At 56.5% G+C, this 16,712-nt stretch carries 20 protein-coding genes; 13 read left to right on the top strand and 7 right to left on the bottom strand.

Translation table 11 applies throughout. The features are described from left to right. Positions 1-34: 34 nt before the first annotated feature. The 6 genes from ACSJLU_RS24825 to ACSJLU_RS24850 form a co-directional block, all read right to left on the bottom strand. Positions 35-238: a plasmid partition protein ParG gene (locus ACSJLU_RS24825; RefSeq protein WP_128869034.1), complete on the bottom strand. Its 204-nt coding sequence runs from the start codon at positions 236-238 to the stop codon at positions 35-37. Then, positions 235-861 (bottom strand): ParA family partition ATPase, encoded by a 627-nt coding sequence (parA, locus tag ACSJLU_RS24830; protein ID WP_060445473.1) that lies wholly within the window; start codon positions 859-861, stop codon positions 235-237. The genes ACSJLU_RS24825 and parA overlap by 4 nt, the downstream gene beginning before the upstream one ends. Positions 862-1,271: 410 nt before the next feature. After that, entirely contained in the window at positions 1,272-1,562 is a 291-nt protein-coding gene (locus tag ACSJLU_RS24835; protein ID WP_128869035.1) for a helix-turn-helix transcriptional regulator, read from the bottom strand. A 202-nt stretch (positions 1,563-1,764) separates the two neighbouring features. Then, on the bottom strand, positions 1,765-2,940 hold the full coding sequence (locus ACSJLU_RS24840) for a MalY/PatB family protein (protein WP_405050930.1): 1,176 nt from the start codon (positions 2,938-2,940) through the stop codon (positions 1,765-1,767). A 1-nt stretch (position 2,941) separates the two neighbouring features. Beyond that, positions 2,942-4,381 (bottom strand): Na+/H+ antiporter NhaC, encoded by a 1,440-nt coding sequence (nhaC, locus tag ACSJLU_RS24845; RefSeq protein WP_439041106.1) that lies wholly within the window; start codon positions 4,379-4,381, stop codon positions 2,942-2,944. 145 nt (positions 4,382-4,526) lie between these two features. After that, entirely contained in the window at positions 4,527-5,537 is a 1,011-nt protein-coding gene (locus ACSJLU_RS24850) for a LacI family DNA-binding transcriptional regulator (RefSeq protein WP_060445470.1), read from the bottom strand. Positions 5,538-5,906: 369 nt separating this feature from the next. Here ACSJLU_RS24850 and ACSJLU_RS24855 point away from each other — a divergent pair, with 369 nt between their 5' ends. The 4 genes from ACSJLU_RS24855 to ACSJLU_RS24870 all read left to right on the top strand — a co-directional run bounded on the left by ACSJLU_RS24855 (position 5,907) and on the right by ACSJLU_RS24870 (position 8,096). Further along, on the top strand, positions 5,907-6,551 hold the full coding sequence (locus ACSJLU_RS24855; RefSeq protein WP_439041107.1) for a DNA methyltransferase: 645 nt from the start codon (positions 5,907-5,909) through the stop codon (positions 6,549-6,551). Between the two features lie 16 nt (positions 6,552-6,567). After that, complete coding sequence (locus ACSJLU_RS24860) at positions 6,568-6,789, top strand: hypothetical protein (protein WP_060442003.1); 222 nt, start codon at positions 6,568-6,570, stop codon at positions 6,787-6,789. Positions 6,790-7,213: 424 nt separating this feature from the next. Continuing rightward, positions 7,214-7,639, top strand: coding sequence for an antirestriction protein (locus tag ACSJLU_RS24865; protein WP_060432393.1), 426 nt, complete (start codon positions 7,214-7,216; stop codon positions 7,637-7,639). A 58-nt stretch (positions 7,640-7,697) separates the two neighbouring features. Further along, positions 7,698-8,096: a DUF1380 family protein gene (locus ACSJLU_RS24870; protein WP_060442004.1), complete on the top strand. Its 399-nt coding sequence runs from the start codon at positions 7,698-7,700 to the stop codon at positions 8,094-8,096. 167 nt (positions 8,097-8,263) lie between these two features. On the opposite strand, the gene ACSJLU_RS24875 is transcribed toward ACSJLU_RS24870, so the two are convergent. After that, positions 8,264-8,446: a hypothetical protein gene (locus ACSJLU_RS24875; RefSeq protein ID WP_439041108.1), complete on the bottom strand. Its 183-nt coding sequence runs from the start codon at positions 8,444-8,446 to the stop codon at positions 8,264-8,266. A gap of 360 nt (positions 8,447-8,806) precedes the next feature. Here ACSJLU_RS24875 and ACSJLU_RS24880 point away from each other — a divergent pair, with 360 nt between their 5' ends. The 9 genes from ACSJLU_RS24880 to ACSJLU_RS24920 all read left to right on the top strand — a co-directional run bounded on the left by ACSJLU_RS24880 (position 8,807) and on the right by ACSJLU_RS24920 (position 16,707). Next, positions 8,807-9,097, top strand: coding sequence for a hypothetical protein (locus tag ACSJLU_RS24880; protein ID WP_060445468.1), 291 nt, complete (start codon positions 8,807-8,809; stop codon positions 9,095-9,097). A gap of 86 nt (positions 9,098-9,183) precedes the next feature. Further along, positions 9,184-11,238, top strand: a complete 2,055-nt coding sequence (locus ACSJLU_RS24885) for a ParB/RepB/Spo0J family partition protein (RefSeq protein WP_439041109.1) — start codon at positions 9,184-9,186, stop codon at positions 11,236-11,238. A 42-nt stretch (positions 11,239-11,280) separates the two neighbouring features. Beyond that, entirely contained in the window at positions 11,281-11,721 is a 441-nt protein-coding gene (gene psiB / locus ACSJLU_RS24890) for a conjugation system SOS inhibitor PsiB (RefSeq protein WP_060432397.1), read from the top strand. Continuing rightward, positions 11,718-12,443: a plasmid SOS inhibition protein A gene (locus ACSJLU_RS24895; protein ID WP_060432398.1), complete on the top strand. Its 726-nt coding sequence runs from the start codon at positions 11,718-11,720 to the stop codon at positions 12,441-12,443. Before psiB ends, ACSJLU_RS24895 begins: the two co-directional genes overlap by 4 nt. 556 nt (positions 12,444-12,999) lie before the next feature. After that, positions 13,000-13,428, top strand: coding sequence for a hypothetical protein (locus ACSJLU_RS24900; RefSeq protein WP_060442009.1), 429 nt, complete (start codon positions 13,000-13,002; stop codon positions 13,426-13,428). A gap of 456 nt (positions 13,429-13,884) precedes the next feature. Further along, the gene (locus ACSJLU_RS24905) at positions 13,885-14,178 is read left to right on the top strand and encodes a hypothetical protein (RefSeq protein ID WP_060432400.1); all 294 of its coding nucleotides are present in this window, start codon (positions 13,885-13,887) and stop codon (positions 14,176-14,178) included. A gap of 86 nt (positions 14,179-14,264) precedes the next feature. Further along, positions 14,265-14,525, top strand: a complete 261-nt coding sequence (locus ACSJLU_RS24910; RefSeq protein ID WP_128869045.1) for a hypothetical protein — start codon at positions 14,265-14,267, stop codon at positions 14,523-14,525. 59 nt (positions 14,526-14,584) lie between these two features. Further along, on the top strand, positions 14,585-15,466 hold the full coding sequence (locus ACSJLU_RS24915; protein WP_439041110.1) for a DUF4942 domain-containing protein: 882 nt from the start codon (positions 14,585-14,587) through the stop codon (positions 15,464-15,466). Positions 15,467-16,290: 824 nt separating this feature from the next. Continuing rightward, on the top strand, positions 16,291-16,707 hold the full coding sequence (locus ACSJLU_RS24920) for a hypothetical protein (RefSeq protein ID WP_072270502.1): 417 nt from the start codon (positions 16,291-16,293) through the stop codon (positions 16,705-16,707). The last annotated feature ends 5 nt before the right edge of the window (positions 16,708-16,712 follow it).

The following is a 16,712-nucleotide window of genomic DNA, read 5'->3' on the forward strand; positions in this document are numbered from 1 at the left end:
AATCCCATGATTCTATCATCATGGGATTATCTAATTATTCATTATCCTTCAGCCAGTTACTTATCAACTCTATAGTAATCTCGGTCATTTCCTTATCTTGCTTCAGACAAGCTAGCTTAAATCTTTTATGTAGCTCTTCGTCGATATTCATCTGCAGTTTCTTGGTCAACCCCTTTGGTGCATGAATTGCCTGCAGAGCCGGGTTCAGCTGCTTATGTTGTCCCAGTTTCATCTTCATTGGATCAGCTCCAGAATTTCTTTGGTCATTACATCTATTTCCCCTTTCGCCTGGCTGTCTGTCGTGTCATAGACTGTGCCTCCATCAAGCATTGTTCTGATGTATGCCTGCCGCTGGCCAGTCCCGGTTTTCAGTGCTGGAATCCCTGTATCGGCAATGGACTCTTTGAGGACTTCAAGCATTTTTGCAGACGACACTTTTTTGGTTATCAGGAACCTGGCTTTTATAGGTTGTAGATTTTGTCTTGCCTCAATAACTGCAATGATTGCGCTGCAAGCTGCGAAGTCTAACGGTGAAGGTGTTACCGGGATTAGAACGAGATCGCTAACCATTACAGCAGCAGATGAGATTGCCGAAATCGCTGCTGCACCATCAATGATGATGAAGTCATATCCTGTAAGCTGTTTCCGAACGGTATAAACTTCCTTCTCAGAAGACGCTTCAGCCAGATCGAACTTGCATTTATCTTCCTCATACCAGTTGCCAATACTTGCCTGGGGATCAGTATCGACAACAACTACACGGAAACCTTGTTTGGCCAGGCAAGTAGCAACGTTGATAGACGTCGTGGTCTTCCCGACCCCTCCCTTGCCATTCAAAAATGAAATTACGTTAGTTTTCATAGTAAACCTCTCATTGGCATAATCCTGTAATCCTAGGTTGATATAATCTCATGATTATTTGATTATGTAAATACAGGTTCTTGTAATCCTGTAATCCTGTGTGGTTCGCGCTGCGTATTATGCTCTTGCAGCCTTGCCTACCTCATAACCATACTCAGTGAAGCCAAGAAGCTATATATCAGCACGTGTGTTATCGGGATAAGGTGAAGTAGGGAGGATGAAATTTGGAAAAGATGCCGCAGTTGTTCTGTTGTATTAGGCGACCATTATTCTGACCAACAGGACAGAATAATGATCGCCTACTAGGTACGCTGCGCAAGTATACGGTTTAGTCCAGACCGATTATCTTGCGGTAGACTTGAACTGATCTTGTAGCAAATTGACCAAGTTGCAGCGCTACTAAGCTTTGGTTAAGCGACTTGGATATCTGTATCCTGCATATTAATTTTAATCCCCATCATTGCCATAGTGAGCCTCACCTGGACGGCGCTGGTGACGGCAACCAGGTTGGATAATTCGAGTTTTTGGCGCGACTCCTGCAGAACTTTACGCACGGTCTCAGGTGAGACGTCGCGCAGGTCTGCAATGGTCGTGATGGCCAATCCCATGGAGTACAGGATACAGGTCATTGCTTGTGTCGGCGTTAACTCGGGGAATAATTCAAAGTAACGCGCAAATTGTGCAGTCTCAACAGCAGCCATTTTAGCCTTCCATCTAGTGGTCCACGGCCTGTCAGTGGTCTGACAGTTCCTTGATGGTCAGTACCCGCTCGAACCTATGCCTGGTCGATGCGGGTCCTGAATGACTTCCCTGGTGTTGAGTGTGCCCACGCAAAGCTGGGCACTAACTATCATCATTATCCGGCCCCGAGTTGTGTGGTCTGCGCCGTCGGGTGCCTGTTGTTTAAGGGGTAAGTTTGGCCAACCCTCTGATTGCATCTTCAAGGTACTGACGAGGGCAGCCCAGATTGATGCGGATAAATCCCTTCCCCTGGGGGCCGAAGCTGCGGCCCATCGAGGGCGCGATCTTCGAGGTGTGGATCAATGCCTGTTGTAAGGCGTCGTCATCCAACCCCAGCGCGCGACAATCCAGCCAGGCAAGGTAAGTGCCTTCCGCCCGGGTCATTTTGCACCAGGGCGCGGCATAGCCTAACGCCTGCTCAAACCAGCGCCGGTTATCAGCCAGATAGCGCTGCAAATCGTCAAGCCAGGCCTCGCCGTGCTGATAAGCTGCAGTGGCTGCCGTCATCGACAGCGCATTAAAGACATCCAGGCCATGGGCGTTGAGGCGGTCGATGAACGCCCCTCGCATCCGGGCATTGGGGATCAGGAAATTCGAGATCCGCAGTGACGACAATCCAAACGTTTTGCTGGCCGCGGTAGCGGCAATCACATGCTCCAGGCAGTCCTTATCCAGGTGCAGAACCGATGTGAACGCATGCCCGGGCAGCAGCAGGTCTGCCCAAATTTCGTCAGAGATAACGGTCACGCCATGGGCGCGGCAGAGCGTCATCAACTGCGTCAGTTCGTCATGTGTCCAGCAGCGTCCGGTAGGGTTGTGCGGATTGCACAACAGTAACAGCGGAGGCGTGTGTTGCCGGAAGCAGCTTTCAAGCTGGGCGAAGTCGAATTGATATCCCTGAGGGCTTTCTGTCAGCGGATTCTCGATGACGTTTCTACCGTTCATGGTAATGATCTTGGCGAATGAGCCGTAGTAGGGCCCTTGTATCACAACGGCATCGCCCGGGTTACTGAGCATCTGAATAAGGAGAGCCAGGCCGGGAACGACACCTTCGACCGACGTAAACCATTCTCGCTTCAGCTGCAGGTTGTGCCGCTTTGAGAACCAATCCATGGCAGCCTGGTAATAGTGATCGTCTCGTTCGCTGTAGCCAAATATGCCGTGGTCAACCCGGCTATGCAGTGCATTTTGGACTTCAGGGGGGCACTTGAAGTCAAAATCAGAAACCCACATGGGTAACAGATCGCTGCCATCCAACTGGAGATAGTGCTCGATAAAGTCCCACTTCACCGAGCCGGTGTTATGGCGGTTAATTACCTGGTTAAAATTGGTCTTCACGTCAGGCATCCTTCTGCTGCAGGTCATTTTGAGGCTGTGTCCTGGCAATGCCGAAGCCGGTAAAGCCATAAATCAGTGCAAACACAACGGCGGCGTAGCATTGGACTGCCCATGGCAGTAAATCCAGCGTGCTGACCCCCAGGGTTGTCGCCATATAAATACCCGCCGCCGTCCATGGGATCAGCGGCTCGATGACGGTGCCGGCATCTTCAACAGTTCGTGACAGGTTCTTATTATCCAGCCCCATGCGGCGATACGCGCCCTTGAACAGCTCAGCCGGTATAAGCAGGGCAAGTTTCCCGTCACTGGTGGCGCCGGTTACGAGGATAGTGGTCGCGACGGTGGCGGCAATCAATTGGCCCGTTGTATGTACCACCTTCAGCAGACGGTTGATGATGATCGTCAGGGCGCCGGTCAACGTTAATGCGCCGGCGAACGAAAACGCGCAGAAGACCAGCAGAATGGTGCTCATCATCGAGAACATACCGCCGCGGTTAAGCAAGCGCGGAACATCGTCAACGATCCCGACTACGTTAAATCCCTGGGTAGAAAACATGGAGAGGTTGAACCCGTCCATTAGCGCGTTTAAACCTTGCTGCAGGCTGAAGCCCTGGAGGGCGACGCCAATGGCAATGGCCAGTGCACATGCTGCCAGCATGATGGGGATCACCGGGCGTTTGGTCACTGCACCCCACAAGACGAGGGCAGGGGGCAGGAGCAAGAGCGGGTTGAAGTGATACAGACCTTCAAGAGCGTTGACTATCGCGGTCACTTTCTCGGGCGTGGCCACGTCGCCAACGGCGCCGGTATGTCCGGCGATCAGATAGACGATGGCCGCCAACACGAAGCTGGGCAGCGTGGTGTACATCAGGTGTTGAATATGGCTATAGAGGTCGGTGTCCGCAACGATGGACGCAAAGTTAGTCGAGTCGGACAGCGGGGAAATCTTGTCGCCAAAATAGGCGCCCGAGACAACCGCGCCGGCGGCAGCGGCCAGGGGAACGTCCAGTCCTGCGGCAACGCCCATCAGGGCGACACCGACGGTACCCGCAGCGCCCCAGGAGGTACCGGTACATACGGATATCAGACTGGTGATGAAGAAAGCCGCGATCAGGATATATTGCGGACTGATCAGCTTTAAGCCCCAGTACACCATGTACGGAATGGTTCCGCTGATCATCCAGGTGCCAATCAGGCCGCCCACGCAGATCAGTATCATGATCACCGGCATCGCCTTCGCCAGCTTGGAGACGATCGCATCGATAATGTCGTCCCAGCGGTAACCTTGCCACCAGGCCAGTGCGGCCGCAATGCCGGCAGAAACCAATAGCAGGGGCTCTATTCGCAGACCAAACTGCCCATAGCCGATAATAAGCAACAACAACATGGCCACAATGGGCAGCAGCGCTAAACCCAGGCTCAGCGTTTTTTTGTCATCCATGTACAACTCCAGTCAGGGGGGAATTACTCAAGCGTAACTAATAAGTTTCGTAGGGGATGTGAGCGCGGATGGGTGTTCATGTAATCGGTTTCATGAGGTTTGTTAATGTGATGCAGATCTCAGATAAATCGCTTGTCTTGTTGGCTCAGGTCATTGTTTGCGATGGTGCTACGGAATCTCTGAGGATGATTTCAGCGGTATAGCGGTTGTTCTGTGGCGCTGTATTCATGCCTGTGTTGAGCTGAAGGGCGAGCCTGGCGGCACGCCTTGCCATTTTTTCCACGGGGTAATGCACCGTGGTCAACGAAGGATGAAGATACTTGGCCAGGGCGATGTCATCAAAGCCAATAATCGATATGTCATCCGGCATTCTTATCTGTTTCTGATGGAAGGTGCGGATCATGCCGGCGGCTATCACATCGTTGAATGTGGCCACTGCAGTAAAATGTTGCCCGCTGGCCAATAATTTCTCTGCTGCACGTTCGCCGCCTTCTTCATTGAAGGGCACGCTGATGATCCAGGTGCTGGGGACATGGATGCCGGCGCCGGCCATGGCCATACGGTACCCCTCGAGCCGATGTTTTTTATCGTCGATCGGCAGATCGGCTGTGATGCAGGCGATCTTTCTGTGACCATTGTTGATCAGCATCGTGGTTGCGGCTTGCGCGGCGCTGACATTATCCAGCCATATGCAACGATTGGCGATAGCGGGTAAATAGCGATTGACCACAACCAGGGCCGGCGTGTGGGCCGCGTATCTCAATATGTCCGCTTCATTCATTCGGGTGACGTGCGCAACGATAGCCTCACATCCCTGGTTTATCAGGAAGTCGAGGCCGCTTTTTTCCAGCTCGGCCTGATGCCCCCCGCTGCAGACCATCAACCTGACGCCTTCTTTTCGCGTGACATCTTCGACGCCCCGCGCCAGGCGCGAGAAAAACGGATCATCGAGGTTACCGGTGAGTAACCCCAGCATATTGCCGCTTCGCTTTGCCAGCGCCAGTGCCGCTGCATTCCGGTGATAGTTAAACTCCCGCATTGCTTTCTCCACCCGTTCGCGGGTTACGGGTTCAACAAAGGCGGTGTTGTTGATCACTCTGCTGACGGTGGCGGCGGATACCCCCGCGCGGCGCGCAACGTCTTTCATGGTGGCCATGTCTTATCCTGTTGGTTTTCTTCTGTTCAAACTCCCGGTTAAGTGTAGCTGCTGAAGATGTCGCTACGCTCCGTTTTCCTTACCGCCTTGCGGCGGCCGATCATTTATCCGGATCTTCCCTCCGCGGTGGTTACCGCACACCTGCTGCCCGATGACATATTGGCAGCCCCCGCTGAGAGCGTGGCGGCGGGCTGTGCCCGGCCTTCAAGCCGCTTTCGCGGCATAGCCTCGCCGGCGATACCCCCGCCAACTCGGTATTCCACGGTCGGCCTGACACGCGGCGGTGCCTGCCTGCCATGACATCGGGCAGCAGGGAACGGGGGACGTACCGCCCCCCTCCTGCCCCCCTTGAATGGCGAGGTATTCCTTATGTCCCGATATGTCCTGGGTGATTCCGTGCAGGTGATGGCCGGCTTTCCGTCAAACAGCATCGATTTTGTGCTGACCGATCCCCCTTACCTGGTCGGTTTTACCGACCGCAGCGGCCGCAGTATCGCCAACGACAGAAACGATGAATGGGTGCGCCCGGCGTTCCGTGAAATGTTCCGGGTGCTCAAGCCCGACAGTCTGGCGGTAAGTTTCTATGGCTGGAACCGGGTTGATACCTTTATGGCTGCCTGGAAGCAGGCCGGTTTCCGCGTTGTCGGGCATCTGGTGTTTACAAAACCTTATGCCTCAAAATCGGCCTTTGTCGGCTATCAGCATGAATGTGCGTATATCTTAGCGAAAGGGCGCCCGGCATTGCCGGCACAACCGCGCTCTGACGTTCAGCCATGGGAGTACACCGGTAATCGCCATCATCCTACGGAAAAACCGGTCTCAGTCCTTCAGCCACTGATTGAATCGTTCACGCAGCCCGGCGCGATAGTGCTGGACCCCTTTGCCGGTTCCGATTCGACCTGCGTCGCCGCAGCCCAGGCCGGCCGCCGCTATATCGGTATCGAGCTTTTGGCGCAGTACCACGCTATCGGTCAGCAGCGCTTGCAGCGTCTGCGCACCCTGAACGCGGCGTAAACGAGGAGGATCAGCGATGAATTACACCGGAAATGAAGAGCTGCGCGCCGCGATTGCGGCACTGTCCAACGACATGTGTGAGCTGCACCTGCGGCTGCGGGGACTGGTGAGTACGTATTACTGGAACAGTGACGTGCTGGCAGAGCGCCTTGCCGGCCATATCCTGCGGGACGCGCACGATCGTTACGTCGAAATTTACAAGACGATCAACGAGCTGGAACACCATTTCAAGGATTGAACGACAGGCTGGATACGATCGGGCAGGGGAAACCTGCCCGGGTTGCCTTGCTGTAAGCCTGCGAACGCCGGGGCGCATCGAACGCCCCGCGTCCGTTGAACCGCCACGCGGCACTTGCCGGCGAAGCCGGCGCCGCAACGGGCGCAGGCTGGGCCTGCCCACACCTCTCTAAATTCTTTTCCTTTGACGCCCTGGTGTGGTGACGGCCTGTGCCGTACCCAAACGCTAGTCCGGCACGGTTGTGGCACAAGGGCCGCGATGCTCGCCGTCAGCACCCGTTCGCGCCCGTTACGGGCATTCAGCCGCGCAACGGGCTTGCGCTGCGGCTTTGACGGCGCCCTTGTTCCCCGCCCTCAAGGCCGGCCTTTCGAATGGGTACGGCACCGGCCGGTGTCGCGAACCCTGAAACTCTGGAGGTAGTTCCATGCAACATGCTCATTCCATCACGCTGCAGGTATGCGAATCCGATCGTCTGTCATTCCTGCCGGATATGTTCGGCGATGATTTTCTCTCGGCCGAAATGCAGGTGTATTCGCTCGCCGATCGCTATCTGCCGCAGTACACCGGCGGTTTCTGGCTCTTCATCCGTTTACCGGAGGGCGGCGGCTATATGGCGCCCGATAGCGACCGCGTACACCTGATCAACGCCGATAACTGGTTTGACAAAACCGTCAGCGGCGACGCCGCCGGCATTGTACTGACTGCATTGGCCATCAACCGCCGATGCTGGGTGCATCACGATCGGGGCAATGCCGGTCTGGTGCAACTGCTGATGCAGCGGGAAGAGCAACTTTGGAACTACATCGAGACGCACCCGGAGCGCGGCGACATCATTCGCGCGCTGGATTGACAGGATTTTCACCGAGGGCGGCATGGCCGCCCTGTAAAAAATAATGAGGAAAAATAATATGTTCGGCAGTGTTAAAGAAGTGGCAGCGGAATTGTTCCGTGAGTACGGCAGCGAAGAACCGATCACCGTGCTGATATGGGACACACAGTCAGTACGGTATGCTCTGGAGAAGCACAATCCCACCCCTCAGGATGTATTGGCGATACTGGAAACCATGGGGTGTACCGACATCGACGAATATCAGCGCCGTGGCATAGGGCATGAATTTGTGGCTGAAGTCATGCGGGGGGTAGTGGAAGCCCGAAGCGCAACAGATAGCGTAACGGTCAATAAGCTGGAATTACAGCGGTTGTTACATTTTGCCGCCAACCGGCTTGATAGCGACCGCGCCGAGGAAATGACGGAGGATGAGCGGGAGGCCATGCACACCATCGACGGCTTGCTTAATCAGCTCTGATTTGTTGCCGTCCTGCGGTATGTAGGGCGGCATAGAGGTTTGCCTGTGAGCGCGCGAAACCCCCTTGCGCCGCTTGCAGCGGCTGGCAGGCGAGGCGTGCGGCTGCGCCGCCCGCTGACGCTGCCATTCGGAGAATGTACCGGACTTGCCTTTCTTGTCTGGTATGTTCAAGGATATCTTTCCTCTTCCTCTTCCTCTTCCTCTTCCTCTTCCTCTTCCTCTTCCTCTTCCTCTTCCTCTTTTTTCTGTTTCACCAGGCACTTTGCGAATGCGGTAGTGCCTGGGCGTCCGGGCGCGCTGTCGTGCTGCGCATGGCGCCGGCTTGCCGTCGCCACCCTGCGGGCTTCCATCACTGACGCCAGGGCACGCTTGCAGCGGCAAGCTTGCCGCGCCGCGCAGGGAACGCACCGCGCCACAGGCGCTTTAAGGTCGCCCCTCCGGTCGCTGTCGCGCCGGCGTGTCGGGTGGGTGCCCGTTCATCCTTCCGTGGTACGCCTGCCGCTGTGAGCCTTCCCGTCGCGGCTGATAACAGCACAGCGCTTCGCTTAGCGACAAGGGGTGAAGTGCACTCCGCCAAAAACTTTTCCTCCCTGCGGTCAAAAAACTTTTCGTCTCCGCCCCTTGCCGACGCTCCCCGCCGCGCTGACTCAGCCTTTTCGCGACGGCGAATACTCACAGCGGCATCAATCAACCACCCGGAGGAATGCAACATGCACCCACAAAACGTCAACAGCGCGACAACGAAGCCTACAGCAGCATCTGCACAGACCAACAGTGCCCTGACCATACCGCAGGTGTATGACCTGTTTTGCTATGTGAAGGCGGTGTGCGGTCGTTCAACCGGCACCATTGAACCGCCGGTCGTACCTGCAGGTGCGGAAGAGGTGTTCGCTGACTTTGGGGATTTCGACACCATTTCGGTGTGGATCGTCGGGGGCTGGCCGGTGGCTGCCAGCGATCAGATGACCATGACCCACTGGAGCCTTAACTGCGGGCGATAAAAAAGCGGCATTGCAGCCGCTTTCTCACCGCCAGTCCTGACGCCATCGGGACTGGCACAACACGTGATAACTGAGAGGAAACCACTATGTCTAACATCGAGTCTACCTTACCGGCCAAGGGCAAAACAACCCGCCCGGCCAAATCTACAGCCAAGAAAATCCCCCTCGCGGAAAAAATCGAAGCGGCGCTGGCCAAGGCCGTGCGCAAAACTGCCACGCTCGGCCAGCTGGTGCTGACCGACCTGAACGTGCGCAAGAAAAAATCCTCGCAGGCGTCGATCGAGGGGCTGGCCGCTTCCATCCGTTCTGCCGGTCTGCTGATGAATCTGGTCGTGTTCGAAATGGACGATGGCCGCTACGGCGTTGCCGCCGGTGAGCGGCGCACGCTGGCGCTGCGCTGGTTGATGGAACAGGAGAACGACGCCGACAAGACCACCCCGGACGGCATCGTGACCGACGATTACCCGGTTGAAGTGCTGGTCGTCAGCAAGGCGATGGCGCGCGTGGTGTCGATGATGGAGAACAACCAGCGCGAGCAGATGCACCCGGCCGATCAGGTAACGGCGTTCCGCGACCTGTCGGCAGACGGTCAAACCCCGGCACAGATCGGCGATCTGCTGGGGTTCAGCACGCGCCACGTTCAGCGATGCCTGCGTCTGGCGACGATGGCACCGGTGCTGCTCGATGCGCTGGCCGACGACCAGATCACCCTCGACCAGCTGCAGGCGCTGTCGGCCACCGACGATCATCAACGTCAGTGTGACGTCTGGGAAAACGCTTACGGCTGGGCGGCCGCGCCGCAGCACCTGCGCGAGGCGGTGCTGAAAGGTGAAGTCTCGGCCAGGGACAATAGCCAGCTGGCGTTTGTCGGGCGCGAGATCTACGAGGCGGCGGGCGGCACCTTCAAATTCGACCTGTTTACCGACGAGGGTTTTTTGACCGAACCGGCGATGCTGGAGCGTCTTGCCCGTGAAAAATTGCACGCGCTGGCGCAGCAGGTGGCCGAAAACGAGGGCTGGAGCTGGGCGGAAGGGCGTATTTCGGCCATTAAAACATGGGGTGAGGATGCGGAGCTGTACCGCGAGCTGACCGAACCGCAGCCGGAATTTACCGCTGACGAACAGGCCGAGATCGCCCGTCTGAAAGCGCGGTTCAGTCAGCTGGAAGCGGCATTCGAGGCGGCGGATGCCGATACCGATACCCACGCGCTGAACGTCGAAAGCGATGCTGTCGAAGCCGATATTGCGCGGTTGACCGCACAGGTGATCATCCGTTCATGGCCGCAGGCGATGCGCAGCAGCAGCGGAGTGGTGGCGTCCCTGCGTAACGGGGAGGTGGTTTACCAGCGCGGGATCGTGCTGCGGGCGAGCGAAGCAACCGACAAGTCCGGGGATGACAACGGCGAGGGCGCAGCGACCACTGAAACGACGGCACCGAAAACCAAGGAGAAAGGGCTGTCGGCGGCGCTGATCACCAGCCTGTCGGCGGAACGCACACTGGCGGTTATGGGGGCGCTGGTCGAGAACCCGACCGTGGCGCTGGCGCTGCACACCCACACGCTGGTCGTGAAAGTGTTCGGTTCGCGCTACGCCGGATCGCTGCTCCAAACCAGCCTGACCCCAAAACGTGCGGAGCTGCTGACCAAAGCCCCGACGGCGGAAGGGAGCCGCGCCGATCGCCAGCTGGGCGAGCTGCACGCGCAGTGGGAGGCGAAATTGCCGCCGGAGTGGAATACCGATTTCACATGGTTGCTGACGTGGGAACAGGCCGAGGTCGTGGCGCTGCTGACGTACTGCGTCGGCCTGTCGCTCGATGCCGTGCAGTTGTGGCCTGCGAAGGATGGCAAAGTCGGCGATGCCCTGACGCCGCTCGAGCACGCACTGGATTTCACGCTGCGCGACTGGTGGCAACCGACCAAGGCCAATTACTTCGGGCGGATCAGCAAGGAGCTGATGAGCGATGCACTACTTGATGCCGGGAAGGTGGCACAGGCAGCCTCGGTGCTCAAGATGAAGAAGGGCGACGCTGCGCAGCTGGCCGAGGACGAGCTGACCGCCAGCTGCTGGGTGCCGGAGTGCCTGCTGCCGGTGACCGATGACACCGCCGATTTACATGACGCTGACAACAGCGCCGCCGCGTAACCGACAGGGAGCTGCCGCCCAGCGGGGCGGCAGAAAACAGCGATGAAAAAAGCATTCAATCTGGAAACACTGACGGCTATGAGCGCCGACGAACTGGAGCAGTACCGCGATCGGGGCAGGGAGTACCGGGTGATGCTCAACTGCGCGGTGCTGGGTCAGCTGGCGCTGCCGGAAGGCTGGCAGGTGGTGGCAGAAGAGGGCTGCGAGTTCTGCGGGTGCGTGCCGGTGGTGTGCCGGATAAGCCCGGCAGGGGATGAGGCGACGGCGCTCTATTTGTGCAGCGCGGGCGCGGAGGTGCCGAACTGGTCAATGGCGCTTCCGTTCGACGGTGGTCAGTCGCTGGCGTGGCTGTACCTGGATGAGCATTACACCCCGGCCACGGTCAACCGGGTGCTGCATACCGTGGCGGGCTATTACCGACAGGGGTTCTGGCGGCCGGAAAAGTTGGCGGTCGCGCTGCGGATGGGAGGGCATTGCCTGTGATCCCGAACCATCTTGCTCTGGTGCCGTGGCACCCGTACCGGCAGGCCGTCTGGCAAGCCATCGCGCAGGTCGAAGCCCGCCGTGAAGCTGGCAGGCGGCTATCCGCCTACCCGTATGCCACGGCGTTTTTCCGCCAGTTAACCGGGCGGCCTACCCTTTCAGCCAAGGACATCCGCATGATAGACGTGACCTACCGGCCCGGCGATCGTCGCCGCGCCACGCGCAAGGAAGACTATATCGACGCGCTCGACACGCTGATTGCCAGCCGGGGCGAGCACTGTTATTCCCCGTTGCCGGGCGACACTCGCGATACGCTGTTCCCGGAAGTGAACCGCCGCCGCCGTCAGCGCTTCGAACACCGGCTGACGATGAAACACACCCGTCAGGCGCGCATTGATGACACACTCCGGCGGCACAAGCGGCGACGTTATCAGGTGCGGCTGGCGCAGGCGGAAATCGAGCTGGCGTTCATCACGCCGGGCGAGCTTGACCGCTGGGTGCGGCGTGCGCAGCAACAGGGACTGGCTGAGGATGACCTGAGCGGGCTGGTGCTGGCATGGACGGCGCGGTTTCCCTGTCTGGCCGAACTGGATAGTTACCTCTGGGCTGCCATGCCGTTCTGGGAAGCCCGTTTGCAGGTCAGTCTGATCAGCGATGAGTTGTCCGCTGAAGCACGTACCGATAACGCGGCGCGGCTGCCGAATCGCCTGTTAGGCCGCTAAACCCCGGACAACAGGCTGCAGTGGCTGCGCCACTGCGGCTTGTTGCTCTTTCATTCCTGTGCCAGGTATGTCGGTGGTTTCGGCAGGGGATAAGGCTCTTGTTGATAGTGCAGCGGCGACGGTCAGGTATGGATGTGCTGATTCTGAACGATTTGCCTGGCGATGCTATGCGGCGCCGGGCGTCCGGGCGCGCTGTCGTGCTGCGCATGGCGCCGGCGAGCCGTCGCCCCCCTGCGGGCGTCCATCGCTGACGCGAAAGGCACGCTTGCAGCCGGCAGTGCCGGCGCCGCTATTCACTGTTCCCCGGTTACCGGCGATCGCTAAGGACGCCCCGACGTTCCGCCGTGTCGAGGGTTTTCATTCTCATCTTACTCACCAGTGGCCATCTCTCTGCGAATTTTTGCGGAGGGCTGTTCGTAGCACCATCCCCGTTCTAAAAACAAGGTTCTGGCAAGCCACGCCTCCGGCGCCCTTGTTTTTCTCCTGGTCTGTCGCTTCTTCGCCCTTTGCCGCAAAGAACTCGCTGAGAGATGGAACCTAGAAGGAGCAAACCAGAATGAAAACCAACAACGTCAAAACCGCCGCTGCAGAATCTGCCGAGAGATGTGCGGGATTTTGCGAACCAGATACCCCTGAGCCGTGGGAAAAGCCCGGCGTGCAATATCCTGCTGCCGTGCGAGCGTTGGAAATGGAGTTTATTTACTTAGACGACCTGAATGACCTGTATGCGCAAAGCAGCACGTCAGCCGACGAGTTGGAGCAGGCTCTCTATGTGATTTTCGGCCGAATGACAGAGCTTGTCCAAAGCTGCGGTGCTGATTATAAGCAGCCTGATAAGCCGAGGGTTTCATACGAGATGGCCAAATACTGGATCAGGGGGCAACGCGTAGCGCAACGCTGCTTCGGGGAAATCGGTCAGCGCGCCTGGGAGCATGCACGTTACAGACTGGCGTTCGAGTTGGCGGTGGAGTATTCGTATAACTAAACCGCTATGGTCTTCCTCCGGTGGCTGGCCGCACTCATCCAGCCATCAGCCCTACTCGTCTAGCCAGCCGCAAGCGGTTGGCAAGTCTCGCCGAACCCCTGCGGGTTTCGGGCCCGCCGGCTCAGGTCTGAAAGCCAACAGCAACGTCAAAAGCATGCGCTTGCAGCCGGCAGTGCCGGCGCCGCTTTTCACTGTTCCTCGCCTGGGCGAGGAACGCTGCAGACGCCCCGGCGTAATAACGCCGTGTCGGGTGTGTTCATTCTCTCTTGATATGGAGGTTATCTCCCGTCAGACCCTTACGCGGAGGGCTGTTCGTAGCACCATCCCCGTTCAGAAAACAAGGGTAAATGGCACGCCTTCGGCGCCCTTGCTTTCTGCCCTGGTCTGTCGCTCCTTCGCCCTTTGCCGCGAAAGGTCCCGACGAGAGATGAATTAACCACCAGGCAGGAGAGCAGAATGAACACACAGAACGTCAACGTCAAAACCGCCGCTCAGGAGCCCTCGGAAAGATGTGGGGAGAGGCTGAACGCTATCTGTCAGAACGATATGCCAATTTTATTGAAGGAATGCCTGTATGTCCTGAATGAAATTACGAATCGCAGACTGCCGCGAGGTAGCCGTTATCCCGATACTTATGCGCTGGCCTCGGCCATTGAAGCCGTTTTACGGGCGGTTGAACAAGAACAATCAGCCGCAGTTCAACGTGATCTAAAGGAGGTTTTCAACCCAAAAACGCAAATCCGTAAATGAAAAAAGCAGCGTTTCCGCTGCTTTCTCGTGCCGGTCTACCCCTAGGAAAGTTAGCCCGGCTCTCAATAATCGATGGGAGTAAAACTATGACTATTGAAGTTTCAATCATTACATCAACTGACTCATATGTAAAGCAATTGGCAGCAAATAACGAAGCGCCGAAAAAGCAAACCCGCATACTGCGGGACAGCCTCGAGGCTACGGCAGTGAAACCTGAACTGCGAGCATTGGGGCGGCATATTGCAAAATGTCAGCGTAAACGCCAGCCGGTACGCATTCCGGCTATGCGCGGTAGTGAGCTGGGGCAGGTATTGCGCACGTTAGAACTGAAACGGGCCTACGCCTGATAACACGAACTGCCGTCCTGCTGGACGGCAGTTTTACCCAACTCATTAAGGAGATACACATGACATTTTCAACCGCAGAACAGACCCGTGATAATGCGGGTGTGATCGCAGATATTACCGTTAATCCTTCCCAAGGGGGGGAAGTTATTCCCTCTGTCTCTATTGACCGCATTATTGCGCAGCGAAATGGTGGCATTGCTCAATTCATGGAGGGAATGGCATTGATCCATACGGCTGCTAAACAGCTTTCAGAGGCGGCCAACAAAGAATATTTGTATGGTTACAGCGACGTGGTCAAACAGGCGTTGGATTGGCGAGGCAAACCAGAAAAATACGGTGATGCGGTTGCCAAGCTGATTGATCGGAAAGTTTGGGATCGGCTGCTGAGTGATACCGGTATGTACACGCTGATGAGCAGCAAACAGCGGGATGAGTGGGATCGCCAACTGAACAGCAAGGATTGTCCGGAGGTCACGCTTGATACGGTGCTGGCGACGTTCAAACAACTTAATGCCGACAAGGTTGTTACCTTTGAGAAGGGGGTAATAGATGTATTTCGCAGCCTGTCATGGGACTACAAAACCAACAGCCCATGCCGTCTTGGGAAAAAGATCATCGTAGAACGCTTTCTCAGCACATGGCGGTACGGGAAATCAAGTTTTACGTGGGAAGGGCAACAACTGCTCGATGATCTGGCGCGTCCATTTTATTTGCTTGATGGGAAGGCGGTGCCGGACTTCAGGTCAGGGGACGGTCAAAAATACGCTGATTTCTTTGGCACTGGCAACAAAATTAGCGAGTTGTGTGATCTTGAATATTTTACCGTTAAGGGCTTTGCCAAAGGGACAGGACATATCGTTTTTAAACGCCCCGATCTGGTAAATAAAATTAACGATATCGTGGCGCGCCAGTTCCCAGGGATGTTGCCACCTCGCTTGTAACCAGTAAGTCAGACCTAAGGAGGCAGGCAGGGAAATCCCTGCCTGGAAAATATGCCCGATCATTATACATTTGAACAAATGTGCCATTTTGTCATTATTCGGTGATCATGGCTTGAGTGTGCCAATTGCAGAAATAGTGGCGAACTGTTGAGGTGTTAACTGCTATAAGCCTGCCAGGCGGATAAAAGCCCTGTGGCTTCGCCACGGCTGCTTTCGTCCCTCTGGGGCTGATTCAGTCCAGTAATGTCGCTTTTAATTCGATATCGCTGTTTGATGTTTTCCCTTCTTTGACGCCTATTTCTCCTTTCACCTGGCTTGAAAAAAAACACAATGAGCTGAAGCTCCCTGCGGTGGCCGGTCGCATGCGCCCGACCATCAGCCCCACTCGACTAGTCAGCCGTATGCGGCTGACAAATCTCGCCGAACCCGCGAGCGGTTTCGGGCCTGTCGGCTAGGGTCTGAGAGCCAACGTCAACAGCTGGCGCTTACAGCCGGCAAGTGCCGGCGCCGCTTTCACTGGTGGCTCCTTCGGCGCCACCGCTAGAGACGTCCCGCCGTTCCGGCGTGCCGGATGTGTTCATTCTCAAAGTTCTGTCGTTGCCCATCACTCGATAAGTCCCGGCGCAGAGGGCAGGGGGTAGCACCGTCGCCCAGCGCAGTACCAGGGTAGCGCTACGCCGCCGTCAAAAACTTTTTCTTTCCTTCGGTCAAAAAAACTTTTCGTCGTCGCCCTGGCACTGCGCCGTTCGTCGTTGCTCCTTTGCCCTTCGCTGCGACGGAACTCACCGAGAGATGGATTAACCATCGACAAGAGGAAAACCAGAATGAACACACAAAACGTCAACACCGCTGCTCTAGAATCTTCCGAAAGATGTGATCTCAATGACTTTGAAACTTGCCGTCTTGGTCAGTTCGCAGTTCGATTTTTTGCGCCTTCAAGTGATGGTGCTATGCATGGAAACTGCACCTACATGTGCCTTGCAAGCAGTGAATGGGATGCCGCCTTTAGATTCGGGCAGCATTGTAAGAATGTTCATTACGATATCTATTCGGTGACAGAAACAGAGCCAGTTCAGGCTGTCGCGTTAAGTACAAATAATTATCGATTTGTCCCGTTGAATTCAAAGTGTTGGCGTTGCCTTGATACAGGGTTCGTGGTGTTCGTTACAGCTGATGGAGGCATATACGATGAGATCATGCAACCATTAAAACGCTACGGAACGTTGTCCCCAATTTTCTAATTTAT

The organism is Serratia bockelmannii, from assembly GCF_051803255.1.
GTDB classification, from domain to species: domain Bacteria; phylum Pseudomonadota; class Gammaproteobacteria; order Enterobacterales; family Enterobacteriaceae; genus Serratia; species Serratia bockelmannii.